Source organism: Arthrobacter pasteuri (assembly GCF_054510955.1).
On the sequence record NZ_JBTNDO010000001.1, the window covers coordinates 178,455 to 195,029 of the forward strand.

Here is a 16,575-nt window from a genome sequence, read left to right on the forward strand (position 1 = left end):
CGACCTCACACTCCGTTGCCGCCGCAGCCCGCAGAGTAAACTTTGAGCTATGCAGATCAAGGAGCCTTCCCGCACAGCGGTGGTCATCGAGGACGACGATGACGTCCGCGATCTGCTGCACACCGTGCTGACCGGATCGGGCTTCCTCGTCCATACCGCCCCTGCGGGACTCGCGGGCGTGGAGATGGTGCGCCGGCTGATGCCGGACGTCGTCACGCTCGACGTCGGGCTACCGGATATCGACGGCTTCGAGGTCGCGGAGCGGATCCGCAGGTTCTCGACCACCTTCATCGTCATGCTGACGGCACGGGCGGCGCCGGCCGACGAGAAGCGCGGGTTCGAAGCCGGCGCGAACCGCTACCTGCGCAAGCCCTTCCGGCCCGCTGAGCTGCGTCGGCTCGTCCAGGAAGGGATGGCGGCGGCGGGCGTCTGACGTCCCCGTCCAGGCCTCCGCTTCCCTCCACAGCGGCTTCTTCCGCCCGGCTTCCGCCCGGCTTCCGCCCGGCTTCCGCCCGGCTTGGGGGCTCCTGCTGTTCAGTGGCTCCTTGCCCCGGCCCTGCTGACCAGCACGGGCTGGTTCACGGCATCGGAGGCCAGACCCGTCACCACGGCGAAGACGCCCTTGTGCAGGTAGTCGATGACCTTCTCACCCGTCGGCCACAGGGACGGCGCCGCCCCGGCGCCGGTCGCGTTCTCGAGCGTCTGGTCGAAGGCGAGGCGGACGACGGTGTGGGCGGCCGTGGCGGAGGGACCCCGGATGCCCGTCACGGACCAGATCCCCCGGAGGGCACCGAGGGTGGCGCCGGTGAGCCAGTGCATCGTGTGGTTCCACGCCGGGTAGTGGACGGCGTTGCTGGTCGGCCGGCCGCAGAGGATCCGCAGCGTCCGCGCGGGGATGTGCGAATCGGGACGGTGGGTGATGCGCTGCTCCAGGAGTTCTCCGACGGTCATGGCGGCCGTACCCAGCAGGCCGGCCGCCATCCCGCGGAGGGCCGCCTGCGCGAGGACGGAGCGGCGTTCCGCCACTAGTTGTCCTTCCCGCGGGCGTCGTCATCGAGGTCGGTGTCGATACCGTTGTTGTCGTCGTAATTACCGGTGTCGGTGCCGGTATTGTCACTGTCCTTGTTGCCGAGGTCGCAGCCGCCGACGAAGAGGGCGCTGGCGGCGAGAACGGCGGCGAGAGTCTTCATTTTCTTGTCGGCCATGAGGGTTCCGTTCAGTGGTGCCGTAGGTCCGGCGGCGTTATCGCCGCCGACACTTCACGGTAGGCAGGCCGACGAAAGCGCGGCAACAGGTGGTAGCGACCGGAACGGGCTTGCAATCGGTGCCGGGGATCCTTACCCGGACGGGACGGGCCGTCAGTCGCGCGCGTCCCGGATCATGTTCGTGATGCGGGCGGTGGAGAGCCGCCGCCCCTGCTCGTCCGTCATGACCACTTCGTGGGTGGTCAGCGTCCGCCCCAGGTGGATCGCCGTCGCGGTGCCGGTGACGAGGCCCGAGGAGGTGCTGCGGTGATGCGTCGCGCCCACCTCGATCCCGACCGCCTGCCGTCCCGGGCCCGCGTGGAGTCCTGCCGCGAAGGAGCCGAGCGTCTCCGCCAGGACGACGTGCGCTCCGCCGTGCAGGATGCCGGCGACCTGCTGGTTGCCCTCGACGGGCATGGTCGCGACCGTGCGCTCGGCGCTCATCTCGGAGAAGACGATGCCCATCTTGACGGTCAGGGCCCCCACCCCGTAGCGGCTCAGCCAGCCGTGCATCTCAGCGGGGACTCCGGCGGCAAGAAGCTCGGCCAGCCGCTCGTCGGACGGTGCCTGGACGGCGTCGGGCTGGGTGCGGTTGTCTGTCATGGCAACTAGGCTGGCACCTGTGAGTGAATCAACCAAACCTGCTGCCACCCTGACCATGACCCCGCCCGCCGAGAGTTCCGTGGAAGGGTCCGAGGCCCCGGCCGGCAGGCAGGAGCCAGCCCGGCGCAGCGACGGCTCACGCAACAGGCTCCTGGTCGTCGATGGGCACTCGATGGCGTTCCGCGCCTTCTACGCGCTTCCGCCCGAGAACTTCTCCACAGACACCGGCCAGCACACCAACGCGGTCTACGGGTTCACCGCGATGCTCATCAACCTGATCAAGGACCAGAAGCCGAGCCACGTGGCGGTCGCCTTCGACCTCGACACCCCCACCTTCCGCTCCGAGGAATACACGGAGTACAAGGGCGGGCGCTCCAAGACGCCCGAGGAGTTCCATGGGCAGGTCGACCTGATCATCAAGGTCATGGAGGCGATGCGCATCCCGACCATCTCTCTGGACGGCTACGAGGCCGACGACATCCTCGCCACGCTCGCCTTCCAGGCGGCCGCGGCCGACTGGGACGTGCAGGTGGTGAGCGGAGACCGCGACGCCTTCCAGCTCGTCAACGACCGCGTGACGGTGCTCTACCCGAAGCAGGGCGTGACCAACATCCCGCAGATGGACGCGCAGGCGATCGAGGAGAAGTACTTCGTCCCGCCGCACCAGTACTCCGACCTCGCCGCACTGGTGGGGGAGAGCGCCGACAACCTGCCGGGCGTGCCCGGCGTCGGCCCGAAGACCGCGGCGAAGTGGATCAAGCAGTACGGGGGCCTCGAGGGGATCCTCGAGAACCTCGACAAGATCGGTGGCAAGGTCGGGGATTCTCTGCGCGCCAACATCGAGGACGTCAAGCGGAACCGGCGCCTGAACCGGCTGCTCACCGATCTGGACCTCCCCGTGGACCTCGACGCGATGGTGTCCCAGCACCCGGACCGATCTGCCGTCGAGGACCTGTTCGACTCCCTGCAGTTCAATACGCTGCGCAAGCGGCTGTTCGACCTCTTCGGAGAGGAGGAGACCGAGGACGAGAATGATGAGCAGAATGCCCCCGCGCACGTGCTGCTCGACGACGCCGCCGCGCTGAGGACGTGGTTCAACACCACGAACCAGGCGCAGGCCTCCGTAGCACTGGCGACCGAGACGACGGCGGGCACCACCGACGTCGTCGGCATCGCCGTCGTCACGAGCCTGCACGCGGCCTTCATACTGCTCGAGCAGCTCGACGCCGAGGCCGAGAAGGTCCTGGGGGACTGGCTGTCCGACACGAACGCGCCGAAGATCGTCCACGACTTCAAGGCCGTGTTCAAGCTCCTGTCCGCCCGGGGCCTGATGCTGGCGGGGGAGATCGACGATACGGCCCTCTCCGGCTACCTCATCCAGCCCGACCGGCGCAGCTACGACCTCGCCGACCTCGCCCAGTACCACCTGCGCCTGTCCATCACGGCGTCGGCCAACGACTCGTCGGGCCAGCAGGCTCTCGACCTCGGCGGCAACGACGTCGCTTCGCCGGCCGTGGTCGCGGCCTATGCCGCACTGCGTCTCAGTGAGCACTTCGCCGGCCAGCTCGTCGAGCGCGGAGCCAACCAGCTGCTCGGTGGGCTGGAGCTCCCGCTGGCGGAGGTACTCGCCCGCATGGAACTCACCGGCGTGGCCGTCTCCGTCGACGGGCTCGACCGGCTCTTCGACGACTTCTCGAAGACGATCAGCGCCGCCGGTGCGGAGGCGTACCGGATCATCGGCAAGGAGATCAATCTCGGCTCGCCCAAGCAGCTGCAGACCGTCCTGTTCGATGAGCTCGAGCTGCCGAAGACCAAGAAGATCAAGACCGGCTATTCCACCGACGCCGACGCCCTGACCGACCTGATCGCCAAGACGGGACACCCCTTCCTCGAGCAGCTTCTCGCCTACCGCGATGCCCTGAAGCTTCGCCAGACGGTCGAGGGACTCCGCAAGGCAGTGGACGACGACGGCCGGATCCACACCACGTACCTGCAGACCATCGCGGCGACCGGTCGGCTCTCGTCGACGAATCCGAACCTGCAGAACATCCCCGTCCGTTCCGACGAGGGCCGCCGAATCCGTGAGGTGTTCGTCGTCGGGCAGGGACGCAATGGCGAGAGGTTCGAGAGCCTGATGACGGCTGACTACTCGCAGATCGAGATGCGCATCATGGCGCACCTGTCCGGCGACGAGGGACTCATCTCGGCGTTCCAGGAGGGCGAGGACCTCCACCGTTTCGTCGGCTCGCACATCTTCGGCGTCGCACCCGAGGAGGTCACGAGCGCCATGCGCTCCAAGGTCAAGGCCATGTCCTACGGCCTGGTCTACGGGCTGAGCTCGTTCGGGCTCTCGAAGCAGCTCAACATCTCGGTGGACGAGGCGCGGACACTGATGCGCGACTACTTCGAGCGCTTCGGCGCCGTGCGAGACTACCTCCGCGGCATCGTGGAGCAGGCCCGCAAGGACGGCTTCACCTCCACCATCGAGGGGCGGCGCCGCTACCTGCCGGACCTGTCCAGCGACAACAGGCAGCTCCGCGAGATGGCCGAGCGTGCAGCACTCAACGCACCGATCCAGGGTTCGGCGGCGGACATCATCAAGAAGGCGATGCTCGGCGTCGACGACGCCCTGACGCGGCGCGGACTGGCTTCGCGGATGCTCCTCCAGGTGCACGACGAACTCGTCCTCGAGATCGCGGAGGGGGAGTCCGAGGAGGTCGAGGCACTTGTCCGCGAACAGATGGGCGCTGCAGCCGAGCTCTCGGTGCCGCTCGATGTCTCGGTGGGTACGGGAGCCAGCTGGCACGACGCCGCGCACTAGGCACCGGGCCGGCCCCGCGCCCGCGGACCCGATGCTGGTCCGCGGGGAAGGCTCCGGGCTAGGGTGGTGAGGTGTGAGCGACGACATGAAACCCGACCTGCACACCGAGATCTTCACCCCCGGCGCCGAGGAGGATGCCACCGCGGACGGCCGCTTCGCGAAGTGGCTCAACGCCGAGGGAATCGGGTTCCACGAGGGGACCTTCGACCCCGAGGACATCCCGCGGTTCCTGGCTGCATACCGGGAGGACCAGCGGGTGCTGTGGGGCGTCCATGACCCGGCGCAGCCCGCCGAAGCACTCGGTGCCGACCACCCGGTGGCCACCTACGGCACCATGGTGCACCCGCTGAACGTCGGTGGGGGCCAGATCGACGCCCACCAGATCACGGCCGTCACCGTGCGGTCGAGCCATCGGCGCAACGGCATCCTGCGCTCCATGATGACCAGGGACCTGCGTGAGGCGAAGGAGCGGGGCCGTCCGCTTGCCATCCTGACCGCGTCGGAAGCCACGATCTACGGCCGGTTCGGCTTCGGCTGCGCCACCTTCACGCAGAGCGTCGAAGTGGACGTCCGGGAGCGCTTCGAGGTGGTGGCCCCGAGGACGGGCACGACGACGCTCGTCGCACGAGAGCACGCGGTGCGCCTCGCAGAGCAGATCTTCGCGGGTTTCCAGGAGGCGACCTTCGGGTCCGTCGCACGGCAGTACGCCTACCCACGCCGTGCCTCGGGCGCGTGGGGCAGGGAGCGGCCGGTCGAGGACCGGACCGTGCGGATGGCTGTGCACTACGACGCTGCGGGAACACCCACGGGGTACGTGTCGTACCGCTTCGCGGGCTGGGAGACGACGCCCTACACGATGAAGATCGTGGACCTTGTCGCGGCGACTCCCTCCGCCTATCTCGAACTGTGGCGCTACCTGGGATCGCTCGATCTCGTGCAGGTCATCACCTGGGACGGAGCACGGCGGGACGACCCGCTGCCCTGGGCGCTGCGCGACCGGCGCTGCTACGAGGTCAAGGGGACCGAGGACGTCCTCTGGGTCCGCCTGCTCGACGTGCCGGCCGCGCTCGGCAGCCGCTCGTTCCGTGGGAGCGGCACGATCGTCCTGGAGGTTTTGGACGCGCTCGGGCTCGCCGGCGGCTCCTACGTCCTGACCGTCGTGGACGGCGTCGCCCAGGTGGAGCACGTCGAGGCCGCGGCGGCACCCGACGCCACCCTCACCATCAATGCGCTCGGTTCGCTGTACCTCGGGGGAGTGTCGGCTTCAGCACTCGCAGCGGCCGGCGCTCTCGACGCTGCAGCCGAGGACGCCGTCGATCTCCTCGACACGCTGTTCGGACGCTCCGAGGAGCCGTACTGCATCACGCATTTCTAGATCCGCCTCCAGGTGGAGCGTCCGATCGGACCGAGGGTGTCCGCGAAGCGCACCGCCGGCGTCCGATCCGAGGGTGCAGGTGGAAGGGGTGGGCCGGTGTCCGGCGGAGGTCATTCCGCTGGGGACGGCAGGGGAAGGAAACGGGGGAGGAAGGCAGCGGCAGCCCCGCTGAGGAGGACCAGGAGCAACCAACCGGAGGTGCTGCCCATGGTGTCCCGGAGGGCACCTATCAGGCTGTTGCCGCACACGACGGCCAGGCCCCCGCAGCTGGCGAGGAGCCCGTAATAGGCGCCCAGCGGTCGTGCCCCGGCGAAACCATGGACCTGCTGCAGTCCGGCGGGCCCGACGAGCATGCGTCCGAGGCTGAGCAGGACGACGAGACATACCGGTCCGGTGGCCGCCGGGAGTCCGGGCACGAGGTGCATGCCGGTGGTACCGAGCAGCGCGATCATCAGAAAGGCCACGGCGATGCACGAGAACCCGACCCGTAGCGCCGCGACCGTCCCCATCCTCGCCGCCACGGACGACGCCGGTAGTTGGAGTGCGATCGTCAGGATCGAGGCGATGGCGAACAGCACCCCCAGGAGTCCGGCGCCCGCCCCGCTCTGCTGGAGCTCGAGAGGGAGCGTGAAGTACAGCTGGTTGTACGCGAGCAGGTTGACGCCGAAGAACGCGCAGAACGCGAGGAAGCGGCGCTCCCGCAAGCAGGCCCAGGTGTCGTAGCCCCCGGATACTGGCCGGGGCGAGGTGGCCGTCGCCGGAAGCCCCCGAGGCATGATCAGCCACAGGACCACGCCCACGGTGAGGAAGAGGCAGGCGGCGGACCTGGCGACGCCTGGGAAACCGAGTGGCAGGAGGCCGGTCCCGATCAGGGGCCCGGTGACCGCGCCCACCTCGCCGAACAGGACGAGCCACGCGAACAGACTCCGGCGCCGGCTGCCGTCCGCTGCGCCGGCTCGATCGAGTGCGCCGACGAGACCCTCGACGGCGGGCGAGAAGAAGGCGCCACCGATGCCGGTCAGTACGGCGCTCAGGAGGAACGGCCAGAAGCTGTCGGCCGCGGCCAGTCCGTAGTAGCCCGCTGCCCGGAGCACGCAGCCGGACAGGATGCTGCGGCGAGGGCCCCACCGGTCGGTGAGCACCCCTCCGAGCAGGAACAGGCCCTGCTGGCTGAAGGTCCTCACACCGAGCACGAGGCCGATGGCGGCGGCACCCAGCCCGAGGTCCTCGGACATGACGAGCGCCAGGAACGGGACGACGGCGTAGAAGCCGATGTTGAAGACCAGTTGGGTGGACAGGAGCACCGACGCGCCGGCCCGGGTCGTCGAGGGAGCAGCGATCATCGGGAGAAATCACTGGAGGCGGAGCGCGTCACCTCGGGGTGATCCGGAGCGCGGGTCGGGCGGGCAGCCGGGCGCGGCAGCGGCGCGTCAGGCCTCGTCACGGGATGCCTTCCCCTCCGGCGCCCGGACCCTCGCTGGAGCATGCACAGCCGTCCAGAGTCCTTCGGCGCGACAGGGGATCGACGCGGCGACCAGTGTCCGGCTGTGCGGGTGCAGGGGCGTGGCGAAGAAGTCCCGGGTCTGGGCCACCTCGACCACCCGCCCCTGCAGGATGACGGCAACCCTGTCGCACATGTACCTCACCACGTCCATGTCATGGGAGATGACGATCAGGGACAGGTGGTGCTCGCGTTGCAGGCGGAGCAGTAGATTCAGGATGGTGCGCTGCGAGAGCGCGTCCAGTGCGGAGGTGGCCTCGTCGCAGATCAGGATCTGTGGCTCCAGGAGGAGTGCCCGGGCGATGGTGGCCCGCTGGAGCTGGCCACCCGAGCACTGGCCGGGGTACCGGTCCAGCAGGCTCTCGTCCAGGTCCACCTCCTCCATCGCAGCGCTGATCCGGTCGTCCCGTTCCGTCGGCGTCAGTTCCCGGCGTGCGTGGAGCGGTGCGCGGAGGCTGGTCCGCAGGGTCATGCGGGGGTCGAAGGCGCTGTGCGGCTCCTGGAACACGAGCTGCACGGCGGTGATCCGGTGTCCGTCGGCGCCGTCGGGAGAACGCGTGATGGACCCGGTACTGACGGCTTCCAGCCCCACGACGGCTTTCGCGAGTGTGCTCTTGCCCGACCCCGACTGGCCCAGAATGCCGAGGATCTCCCCGCGCCTGAGGGACAGGGAGACGTCCTCGAGGGCGGTGTGGCGTTTCCTCCGGGCTGCCGGAAAGCTCTTGCCCACCCCGTCCAGGACCAGGATCTCGCGTTCTGTGGAGGGCGGACGGCGTCGGGACTCGGGCGCGAGGCGGGCGGCGGTCAGGAGCTCCCGGGTGTAGGGGTTCCGGGGACGGGCGAGCAGCTCGCTCGTGGCGCCCTCCTCGACGATGGATCCGGCACTCATGACCAGGACGCGGTCGGCGTATGCGGCGACGGACGCGATGTTGTGGGTGATGTACAGGATGCCCAGTCCGCGTTCCTGGCGTTCCCGGTCGAGCAACTGGAGGATCTGCCGTTCCAGGACCTTGTCCAGCGCGGAGGTGGGTTCGTCGGCCAGGAGCATCTCCGGTTGCCCCGCCAGCGCCACGGCCGTCATGGCGCGCTGGGCCATCCCGCCCGAGAGCTGGTGCGGATAGGCCCGGAGGCCCCGGGCCGGATCCGGGAACCCGACCTCGGCGAGCAGTTCGAGGGCCCTGCTGCGAGCTCCCACACCCCTGAGGCCCGCATGCAGGCGCAAGGGTTCCCGAAGGTGGTGGCCGACGGTCCGGTTCGGATTGAACATGCGCCCGGGTTGCTGGAACAGCATCCCCAGCCTGCCGCCACGGGCACTGTTCAGTTCCTGCTCGGCGGCCCGGGTCAGATCGAGGTCGCCGAGCCGGATGGAGCCGCCGGTGATGGCGAGCCGAGGCGGCAGCAGGCGCAGGCAGGACATCGCGGTCAGCGTCTTCCCCGAGCCGGACCCACCGACCAGCGCTACGAACTCACCGGGACCGACCGAGAGGGAGACGCCGTCGAGCAGGGGCGCACCCCGGCTCTCGGAGGAGTCGGTGCGGACGTCGAGACCGTCCAGGACCAGACCCGCCGTCACGAGTCGGTCCCGGCGGGAAGGAGCAGGGGAGGTGCCGTTCTGCGCGCCACACGCTGGCCCAGCAGGGTCACGCAGAGCGCCACGGTGAAGATGACCAGGCCGGGGGCGAGGATCCCCATCGGAGCGCGGTCGGCGAAGGGCTGGGCGGACGCGATCATGGACCCCCAGTCGGCCTGTGGGGGCTGCACCCCCAGACCGAGGTAGGAGAGGGCTCCCACACTGATCAGCAGGTGCCCGAACCGCAGCGCCGCCTGTCCGAGGACGGGAGCTGCCAGGTGCGGCAGGACATGCCGGAGGACGATGAACGACGACCGGCAGCCCACCACGCGCGCTGCCTCGACGAAGCCACGGGCGGACACGTCGTAGGCGAGGGCCCGTGCCAGACGTGCGAAGGGTGTCCATCCCGTGACGGTCAGCGCGAGCAGCAGCGGCCCGAACCCCGTACCGAGCGCCGCCACGACGAACAGCGCCACCACCATCTCCGGCAGTGCGAGCAGGACGTCGTTCGTCCGGGTCAGGAACTCGTCCACCCAGCCCCGGCGCCGTGCGCTCAGGACGCCGATGGCCACCCCCAGCAGGCAGGTCGACACGGTGGCGAGCGCCGCCACCGACATGGAGAAGCGGCCGCCGTCCAGGATGCGGCTCAGGGTGTCCCGGCCCAGGTTGTCGGTGCCCAGCCAGTGCCCGGCGGACGGAGGAGCGAGGCGCTCGGTCAGATTCTGCTCCGCGGGCGGGTAGGGCGCGAGCCAGGGCGCCAGGAGGACGATGAGGACGATGAGGACGAGGACGGACGCGGCGACGGTCGTTCCGGTGATCCGGCTACGCAAGGGATGCTCCCAGCGCCGGGCTCAGGAACCGGTGGACGAGGTCGGCCGCCGTGGTGACAACGACCGCGAGTACCACGACCACCACCACCCCGCCCTGCGCGAGCGGGATGTCGCCGTTGACGACGGCATCGAAGAGGAGCCGACCCATTCCCGGGACGGCGAAGATGACCTCCACGATGACGGAACCACCCAGCAGCCCCGCGAACCACACGGCGAAGAGCGTGGACAGGGGGACCAGCCCGTTCGGGATGACATGGCGCACCACCGACTGGGCCCGGCTCAGGCCGCGGGCACGCGAGGCCAGGACATGGTCCGCCGCTGCGCTGTCGATGATGCCTGCCCGGACCGCCGAGGTGAAGAAGCTGATGGGCCGCAGGGCCAGTGTCACTGCGGGAAGCACGGCGGACGACGGGTCGTTCCAGCCGGCGGTGGGCAGCACGGACAGTTCGAGGGCGAAGACCAGGACCAGCACGGGCGCCACCCAGTACTCGGGCATGGCGATGAGGGCCTGGGTGACAGCGGTGATGGCCTTGTCCGCCGCACTTCCCGGCCGGAGCCCGGAGACGATGCCCAGCGGGAGGGCGAGCGAGACCGCCAGTCCGAGCGACAGGACCACCAAGCTGAGGGTGACGGCCAACGCCGGCAGCACCTGCTCCGCCACCGGAGTCCTGCTGACATAGGACAGCCCCATGTCGCCGCCGGCGACGTCGCCCACCCACCGCAGGTACTGGGCGAGAAGGGGGTCATCCAGGCCCAGGCTCTCGGTCAGGCCTTGGACGGTGGCCTCGTCCACCGCGTCCCCGGCCACCCGTGATCGGATGATCTTCCGCACCGGGTCCCCCGGGGTGAGGTAGGGGATGAGGAACACCGCGAAGGAGGACACCGCGACGGCGGCCACCAGGGTGGCCATGCGTTTGGTGATGAAGTGCAGCATGGAGGGGCTGTCTGCTGGAGGGCTACGGTGCGGTCTTCGCGGTCTCCGCCGTCAGGACATAGCGGGAGAGCGGGTCCTGGACGTAGGAGAGGACGTTGGTGCGGACAGCGTCGGTGGCCTGTTCGTTCACGAGCCAGGTGTTGACGGCCTCGTCCTGGAGAATGCGGCCTGCCTCGGCGTACAGCGCGTAGCGCTCGGTCTGGTCCACGGTCGCCGCCGCCTCGGCGATGACGCCGTCGTACTCCGCACTGCAGAAATGGCTCAGGTTGTACGTGCCCTCGCAGGTGTAGTCCGCCGTGAGGAAGCCGATGGGATCGGCGATGTCGATCAGTCGGTTGCGCTGGCTCAGCAGCATGTCGTAGTCGCCGGCCAGGACGTCCGGTTCCGCCGCTGCATACTCCTTGGCCTCGATGGTCACCGGGATGCCGATGTTCTTCAGGTTCTCCTGGATCACGGCTGCGACATCGCTGAACTCCGCACGTTCCACGATGGCGATGATCTCCAGGGGTCGGTCAGCGGTGTAGCCGGCGGCGGCGAGCAGATCGCGGGCCCCGTCCAGGTCCTGCTCCTGGTCCTCGCCCACGCCGTCCGCCCACGGCTCGGAGGAGGCGAAGGGACCCGTGGCCGGAAGGGCGGCACCCTCGTACACGCTGGCCGCGAGGGCGTCGAGGTCCAGGCCCTTCCGGATCGCCCTGCGGACGTCCACATCATCGAGCGGCGCGCGCCCGTTGTTCAGATAGAGCGTCGCCGTGCGCGGCGAGTCCGCCTCGAGGACGGTGACTCCGGACGCGCCCTTCAGGGTCGCCAGACTGGACACGGGGATCGACAGGGAGATGTCCGCCTCCCCGGTCTGGATCTGGGCCGCCCGGGTGGCGCCGTTCGTGATGAAGCGGATCTCCGCTCCGGCGAGCTGCACGTCCCCGCCCCAGTAATTCTCGTTGCGGTCCAGGGTCAGGGACTGCTTGGGCTGCTCGGACACCGGCGTGAAGGGGCCGGTGCAGTGCCCGAACGGATCCACCTGGCCGTCCCCGTAGGCGGCGGGAGCCAGGATGCCGGTATTCACGCTCGCCAGGCGGTACGGCACCAGGGGATTGTCCTCCGGGGTGCTCACCCGGACGGTATCGGAGTCCACGGCGCTGACGGAGCTGATCATCGTCCGGTTGAAGGCCCGCGCCGGGACCTCGGCGTCCAGGACGTGGTTCAGCGCGGATACCACGGACTCCGCGGTCATTTCCGTGCCGTCCTGGAAGGAGACGCCCTGGCGCAGGGTGAAGTCCCATTCCAGGGGGGAGGCCTGCTTCCACTCGGTGGCCAGAGAGGGCTGGACCTTCCCTTCCTTCTGGTCGTACCGGGTGAGCGTCTCCAGGCAGCCGGACAGCGACAGGATGTAGGCGGCATCGGATTCAATTGCCCAGTCGGCCACCGGAGCCCGGAAGTTGTCGACCACGATGCGCTGGCTCGTGTCGGCTGCCGCGGTGCTGTCATCGGAGGGAGCCGAACCACCACTGAATCCGCAGCCGGTGAGGACGAGGGCGGCCACCGCGGCAACGAGGACACGGGATTGGAAGGACGAACGCACGGGGAACCACCTTGAAGGGCTGCCGAGGGGGCAGAAAGTGAAGCGGGGACTCTTTAGGCTAGCCTTACCTGAGGCCGATAGGAACTCGAGGTATCCCACCTCGCAAGGAAGGGGTCGCGGACGATCGGTGGAGACCCCCGACCCGACCGCGCTGCTTTGACGGTGTTGGACCCCGAGGCTAGACTAGACAGGCGCGTAGTGCGTTCTGGTGGATTCCGGTGCAAGCCGGCGGCCCTGGGGCGCGGTACCACTCCTGAATCTTCCGAGGTTCTTTCCATTTCGTCCACATCCGGACATCGGAACCCGCTCCCGGCCCAGCTGGAATCGCGGTATCCGTCATGACCGGAGCAAGTAATCTTCCACAACGGAGCCCCAACTACATGACCATCACCACCACCGAGAAGCAAGGTGCCCCCGTAGTCGCGATCAACGACATCGGCACCGCTGAGGACTTCCTCGCAGCGATCGACGCCACCATCAAGTACTTCAACGACGGAGATCTCGTCGAGGGTACGGTCGTCAAGGTCGACCGCGACGAGGTCCTGCTCGACATCGGTTACAAGACCGAGGGTGTCATTCCTTCCCGCGAGCTTTCCATCAAGCACGACGTCGATCCCGGAGACGTCGTCTCCGTGGGCGATCAGGTCGAGGCTCTGGTTCTCACCAAGGAAGACAAAGAAGGCCGTCTGATCCTCTCCAAGAAGCGTGCTCAGTACGAGCGCGCCTGGGGCGACATCGAGAAGGTCAAGGAAGAAGACGGCGTCGTCACCGGTACCGTCATCGAGGTCGTCAAGGGTGGCCTCATCCTGGACATCGGTCTGCGCGGCTTCCTGCCCGCGTCCCTCGTCGAGATGCGTCGCGTCCGCGACCTGGCTCCGTACATCGGCCAGCAGATCGAAGCGAAGATCATCGAGCTCGACAAGAACCGCAACAACGTCGTTCTGTCGCGTCGTGCATGGCTCGAGCAGACCCAGTCCGAGGTCCGTTCCACGTTCCTCAACAAGCTCGAGAAGGGCCAGGTCCGTCCGGGCGTCGTCTCCTCGATCGTCAACTTCGGTGCGTTCGTGGACCTCGGCGGCGTCGACGGTCTCGTCCACGTCTCCGAGCTGTCCTGGAAGCACATCGACCACCCCTCCGAGGTCGTCGAGGTCGGTCAGGAGGTCACCGTCGAGGTCCTCGAGGTCGATCTGGACCGCGAGCGTGTCTCCCTGTCGCTGAAGGCTACGCAGGAAGATCCCTGGCAGACCTTCGCCCGTACGCACGCACTCGGCCAGGTTGTTCCCGGCAAGGTCACGAAGCTCGTTCCCTTCGGTGCGTTCGTCCGCGTCGAGGACGGCATCGAAGGCCTCGTGCACATCTCGGAGCTCGCTGTCCGCCACGTCGAACTGGCCGAGCAGGTTGTCTCCGTGGGTGACGAGCTCTTCGTCAAGGTCATCGACATCGACCTCGAGCGCCGCCGCATCTCCCTCAGCCTCAAGCAGGCCAACGAGGGCGTCGACGCCGACAGCACCGAATTCGATCCCGCGCTCTACGGCATGGCCGCCGAGTACGACGAAGAGGGCAACTACAAGTACCCCGAGGGCTTCGACCCCGAGTCGAACGAATGGCTCGAGGGCTACGAGACGCAGCGCGCCGCCTGGGAGGCTCAGTACGCTGAGGCCCAGTCCCGCTGGGAGTCCCACAAGAAGCAGGTTGTTCAGCACGCGTCCGACGACGCCGCTGCAGCGAACGAGCCTGTCGAGTCGAACGCGACGAGCTACTCCTCGGAGCCCGTCGCCGCTGACACCGGATCCGGCACGCTTGCGTCGGACGAGGCACTCGCAGCACTGCGTGAGAAGCTGACCGGAGCGTAAGCTTCCTGTCCGGCTGATCGACGCTCAGAAGGCCCCCGCCCACCAGGACGGGGGCCTTCTGCCGTTAACAGTGCTTTCGATCGGCGTCTTCGACCGTGCCAGACCATGCTTCTGCTATCCGATCGTTGCCAGCTGTGGCCGAGCCCGTCACTGCAGACCGCCGCGCAACAGCGTGCCTCGCGGGCACGGGCACTGGGGGCCGGGAGTTCGTGCGCAGGGCGCCTACCGGCGGGTCGAACGTGTGACCGTGAACCGGGGCGAGCGGGCGAGCTGGGCGGTGGGCCCGATCGTCCGCTCGAGAACGGGCCGGTAGCGCAGATGGCTGTTCCAGACCGTCCACAGCTCACCGCCCGGCGCGAGGACCCGCGCGCAGGCGTCGAAGAGCCGATGGGCGATGCCGGCATGCACCGTGCTGCCGATGTGGAACGGCGGGTTGAGGACGATTGCGCCCGCCGATGCGTCGGGGAGCGCGGACAGCGCATCGTCCCGGCTCACCCTGATCCGGTCGGCCACCCCGTTGGCTGCTGCCGTGGCCGCAGTGGAGGCGGTCGCGGACGCCGACTGGTCGGTGGCATGGATGCTGAGGTGCGGATGAGCCAGTGCGAGGTAGGTGGAGATGGCGCCGTTCCCGCATCCGAGATCGATGACCTCGCCGCTGCCTGGTGACACCAGTCCGCGGAGGTGGGGGAGCAGCAACTGCGTGCCGGGGTCGAGCGCCGCACCGCCGAACGTCGCGCCGTAGGCCCGGAGTTCGAGCGGCCGACCGAGGCCGACGTCGTACCGTGCGCTCCGCGGGAAGGTGGATCCGCCGACGGGGCGCACGCCCGACGCGACGAGGACGCGTGACTTCTGCCGCGCCAGGCCGGCGGTCACGTCGTCGAAGTACCGGCCGAGCACGGCATTCATCGAGACGGACATGTGCTTGAGCCTGCCCCCTGCCAGGACCTGCACATCGGGCTGCCCGTAAGCCGCGATCGTCCAGGCGATCTCGTCGAGTTCGTCCAGTGACCGCGGCAGCCGCAGCAGTACGGTGGAGACGCCGTCGAGCAGGGTCGCGTCGAGGGGACAGGATCGGTAGGAGCTGCCCATGCCCTGGTCGGCGGCATTCAGGGCGAGGGCCCGCTCATTGACGATGCCGTCCTGGAACACCGGGATCGCGGCTCCGCCGGTCAGGCTCGCAGCCCCCAGCGTCAGGGCTCCGTAGGAGTCGTTGATGGTTGCGATGCCGCCGGCGGGACCACGACGGTCCGCTGCCGTGTCGAGGATCAGACGATCGGCTGCGTCCACGGCGACCAGTTCCGGCGCCTCCACGTCGGGCCGGCGGCGCAGGTGGTCGAGGTTGAACGGGCTCACTTCCACCATCCTAGGTGCACGGGTCGCCCGTTCCGTCAGGGGACGGAGGGACCGCGTCGTTGGCGTCCGGCTCCGATCCACCCTGCGAGTTGTCGAAGAGCCAGTCGAGAGCCCGACCGTCCGAACCGCTCCCTCCCGGCGCCAGGGGGACGCCACTGCCGGACCGTCCCGCATCGCTCGCGGGATCCGTGCTGTACGGAGCACGGTGTGGCGGCGGCAACCTGTCGATCAGTTCGTTGGCAACGTGGGCGAGGAGGTCCCGCTGCAGGGGAGGGAGGGTGAACGAGCCTTGGAGGTACGCCTCCATTTCGTACTCGCCGGCATCACCGCCCAGGCCGAAGTAGTGCAGCCACAGTTCGCTGGCGTCGATCTGGGCATAACGGATCGCCCGAAGGAGGTGTATTCGCTGATGTTCGTGATCCGGATGGTTCTCCATGGGCCACGCCTTAGTGGGAGCTACCGGCGGTGCCGTAGACCACGGACAGGGCCACCGTCCGCAGGTCCGCCCCGCTGCTCGCAGCCTCCGACAACATCCGCCGCATCGCGTTGTCGGCGTCCAGCCGCTGACGCTCCATCAGGATTCCGCGCGCCGTGTGGACGGGGTCACGCGTACCGAGCGCATCCTGCAGGGCCTTGCTCGCCGCCGCGGGCGCGCTGTCCGGCTGCGCGCTGCCGAGGAGCGGCTGCCGGCGAGGAGCGCGGGCTGCTTGCGGTCCTGCGCCGTCGGCCCTGGTCGTCCATGAGGGAGACCCCGGCTCCGGGGGGCCCGGGGATCGACTTCTTCACGGCTTCGGCGAGGTCCTCGACCACCCGCCCGGCCTTCCCCTCCGCGAGCAGGACGACCTTGAGTCTGGCGAAGACGAAAGTCAGTTCTTCCATCGGAGAAGTCACGGTTCCAGCCTCGGCAACAAG

16 protein-coding genes are annotated in these 16,575 nt (G+C 68.7%); 4 read left to right on the forward strand and 12 right to left on the reverse strand.

Going from position 1 to position 16,575, the window contains the following annotated elements; translation table 11 throughout:
- Positions 1-49: 49 nt before the first annotated feature.
- On the forward strand, positions 50-433 hold the full coding sequence (locus tag ACX80H_RS00890) for a response regulator transcription factor (protein ID WP_459310551.1): 384 nt from the start codon (positions 50-52) through the stop codon (positions 431-433).
- Positions 434-534: 101 nt separating this feature from the next.
- Here the strand turns inward: ACX80H_RS00890 and ACX80H_RS00895 are convergent, their stop codons facing one another.
- The 3 genes from ACX80H_RS00895 to ACX80H_RS00905 all read right to left on the reverse strand — a co-directional run bounded on the left by ACX80H_RS00895 (position 535) and on the right by ACX80H_RS00905 (position 1,847).
- Positions 535-1,026, reverse strand: a complete 492-nt coding sequence (locus ACX80H_RS00895; RefSeq protein WP_459310552.1) for a hypothetical protein — start codon at positions 1,024-1,026, stop codon at positions 535-537.
- Positions 1,026-1,205: a hypothetical protein gene (locus ACX80H_RS00900; protein ID WP_459310553.1), complete on the reverse strand. Its 180-nt coding sequence runs from the start codon at positions 1,203-1,205 to the stop codon at positions 1,026-1,028. Before ACX80H_RS00900 ends, ACX80H_RS00895 begins: the two co-directional genes overlap by 1 nt.
- Before the next feature lie 153 nt (positions 1,206-1,358).
- Positions 1,359-1,847: a hotdog fold thioesterase gene (locus tag ACX80H_RS00905; RefSeq protein ID WP_459310554.1), complete on the reverse strand. Its 489-nt coding sequence runs from the start codon at positions 1,845-1,847 to the stop codon at positions 1,359-1,361.
- On the opposite strand from ACX80H_RS00905, the gene polA reads away from it, so the two are divergent.
- Positions 1,846-4,668: a DNA polymerase I gene (gene polA / locus ACX80H_RS00910; RefSeq protein WP_459310555.1), complete on the forward strand. Its 2,823-nt coding sequence runs from the start codon at positions 1,846-1,848 to the stop codon at positions 4,666-4,668. The two genes, ACX80H_RS00905 and polA, sit on opposite strands and share 2 nt — an antisense overlap.
- Positions 4,669-4,741: 73 nt before the next feature.
- A complete protein-coding gene (locus ACX80H_RS00915; protein ID WP_459310556.1) occupies positions 4,742-6,043 on the forward strand; it encodes a GNAT family N-acetyltransferase in 1,302 nt (433 codons plus the stop codon).
- Positions 6,044-6,153: 110 nt separating this feature from the next.
- Here the strand turns inward: ACX80H_RS00915 and ACX80H_RS00920 are convergent, their stop codons facing one another.
- The 5 genes from ACX80H_RS00920 to ACX80H_RS00940 form a co-directional block, all read right to left on the reverse strand.
- Positions 6,154-7,386 (reverse strand): MFS transporter, encoded by a 1,233-nt coding sequence (locus ACX80H_RS00920; protein WP_459310557.1) that lies wholly within the window; start codon positions 7,384-7,386, stop codon positions 6,154-6,156.
- 87 nt (positions 7,387-7,473) lie between these two features.
- The gene (locus ACX80H_RS00925; protein WP_459310558.1) at positions 7,474-9,117 is read right to left on the reverse strand and encodes an ATP-binding cassette domain-containing protein; all 1,644 of its coding nucleotides are present in this window, start codon (positions 9,115-9,117) and stop codon (positions 7,474-7,476) included.
- Positions 9,114-9,944 carry an ABC transporter permease gene (locus tag ACX80H_RS00930; RefSeq protein ID WP_459310559.1) on the reverse strand — a complete coding sequence of 277 codons (831 nt, stop codon included), beginning with the start codon at positions 9,942-9,944 and terminating at the stop codon, positions 9,114-9,116. Before ACX80H_RS00930 ends, ACX80H_RS00925 begins: the two co-directional genes overlap by 4 nt.
- On the reverse strand, positions 9,937-10,878 hold the full coding sequence (locus tag ACX80H_RS00935; protein WP_459310560.1) for an ABC transporter permease: 942 nt from the start codon (positions 10,876-10,878) through the stop codon (positions 9,937-9,939). Before ACX80H_RS00935 ends, ACX80H_RS00930 begins: the two co-directional genes overlap by 8 nt.
- Positions 10,879-10,900: 22 nt before the next feature.
- On the reverse strand, positions 10,901-12,457 hold the full coding sequence (locus tag ACX80H_RS00940) for an ABC transporter substrate-binding protein (protein WP_459310561.1): 1,557 nt from the start codon (positions 12,455-12,457) through the stop codon (positions 10,901-10,903).
- 380 nt (positions 12,458-12,837) lie between these two features.
- Between ACX80H_RS00940 and rpsA the strand changes: the two genes are divergently transcribed.
- Entirely contained in the window at positions 12,838-14,310 is a 1,473-nt protein-coding gene (rpsA, locus tag ACX80H_RS00945; protein WP_104117334.1) for a 30S ribosomal protein S1, read from the forward strand.
- A 222-nt stretch (positions 14,311-14,532) separates the two neighbouring features.
- On the opposite strand, the gene ACX80H_RS00950 is transcribed toward rpsA, so the two are convergent.
- Genes ACX80H_RS00950 through ACX80H_RS00965 form a run of 4 tightly spaced genes read right to left on the reverse strand, consistent with a single transcriptional unit; the run spans position 14,533 to position 16,554 of the window.
- On the reverse strand, positions 14,533-15,672 hold the full coding sequence (locus tag ACX80H_RS00950; RefSeq protein ID WP_459310562.1) for a class I SAM-dependent methyltransferase: 1,140 nt from the start codon (positions 15,670-15,672) through the stop codon (positions 14,533-14,535).
- A gap of 1 nt (position 15,673) precedes the next feature.
- On the reverse strand, positions 15,674-16,099 hold the full coding sequence (locus ACX80H_RS00955; protein WP_459310563.1) for a hypothetical protein: 426 nt from the start codon (positions 16,097-16,099) through the stop codon (positions 15,674-15,676).
- A gap of 10 nt (positions 16,100-16,109) precedes the next feature.
- Positions 16,110-16,238 (reverse strand): hypothetical protein, encoded by a 129-nt coding sequence (locus tag ACX80H_RS00960; RefSeq protein WP_459310564.1) that lies wholly within the window; start codon positions 16,236-16,238, stop codon positions 16,110-16,112.
- Positions 16,239-16,266: 28 nt separating this feature from the next.
- Entirely contained in the window at positions 16,267-16,554 is a 288-nt protein-coding gene (locus ACX80H_RS00965) for a hypothetical protein (protein WP_459310565.1), read from the reverse strand.
- Positions 16,555-16,575 lie beyond the last annotated feature (21 nt).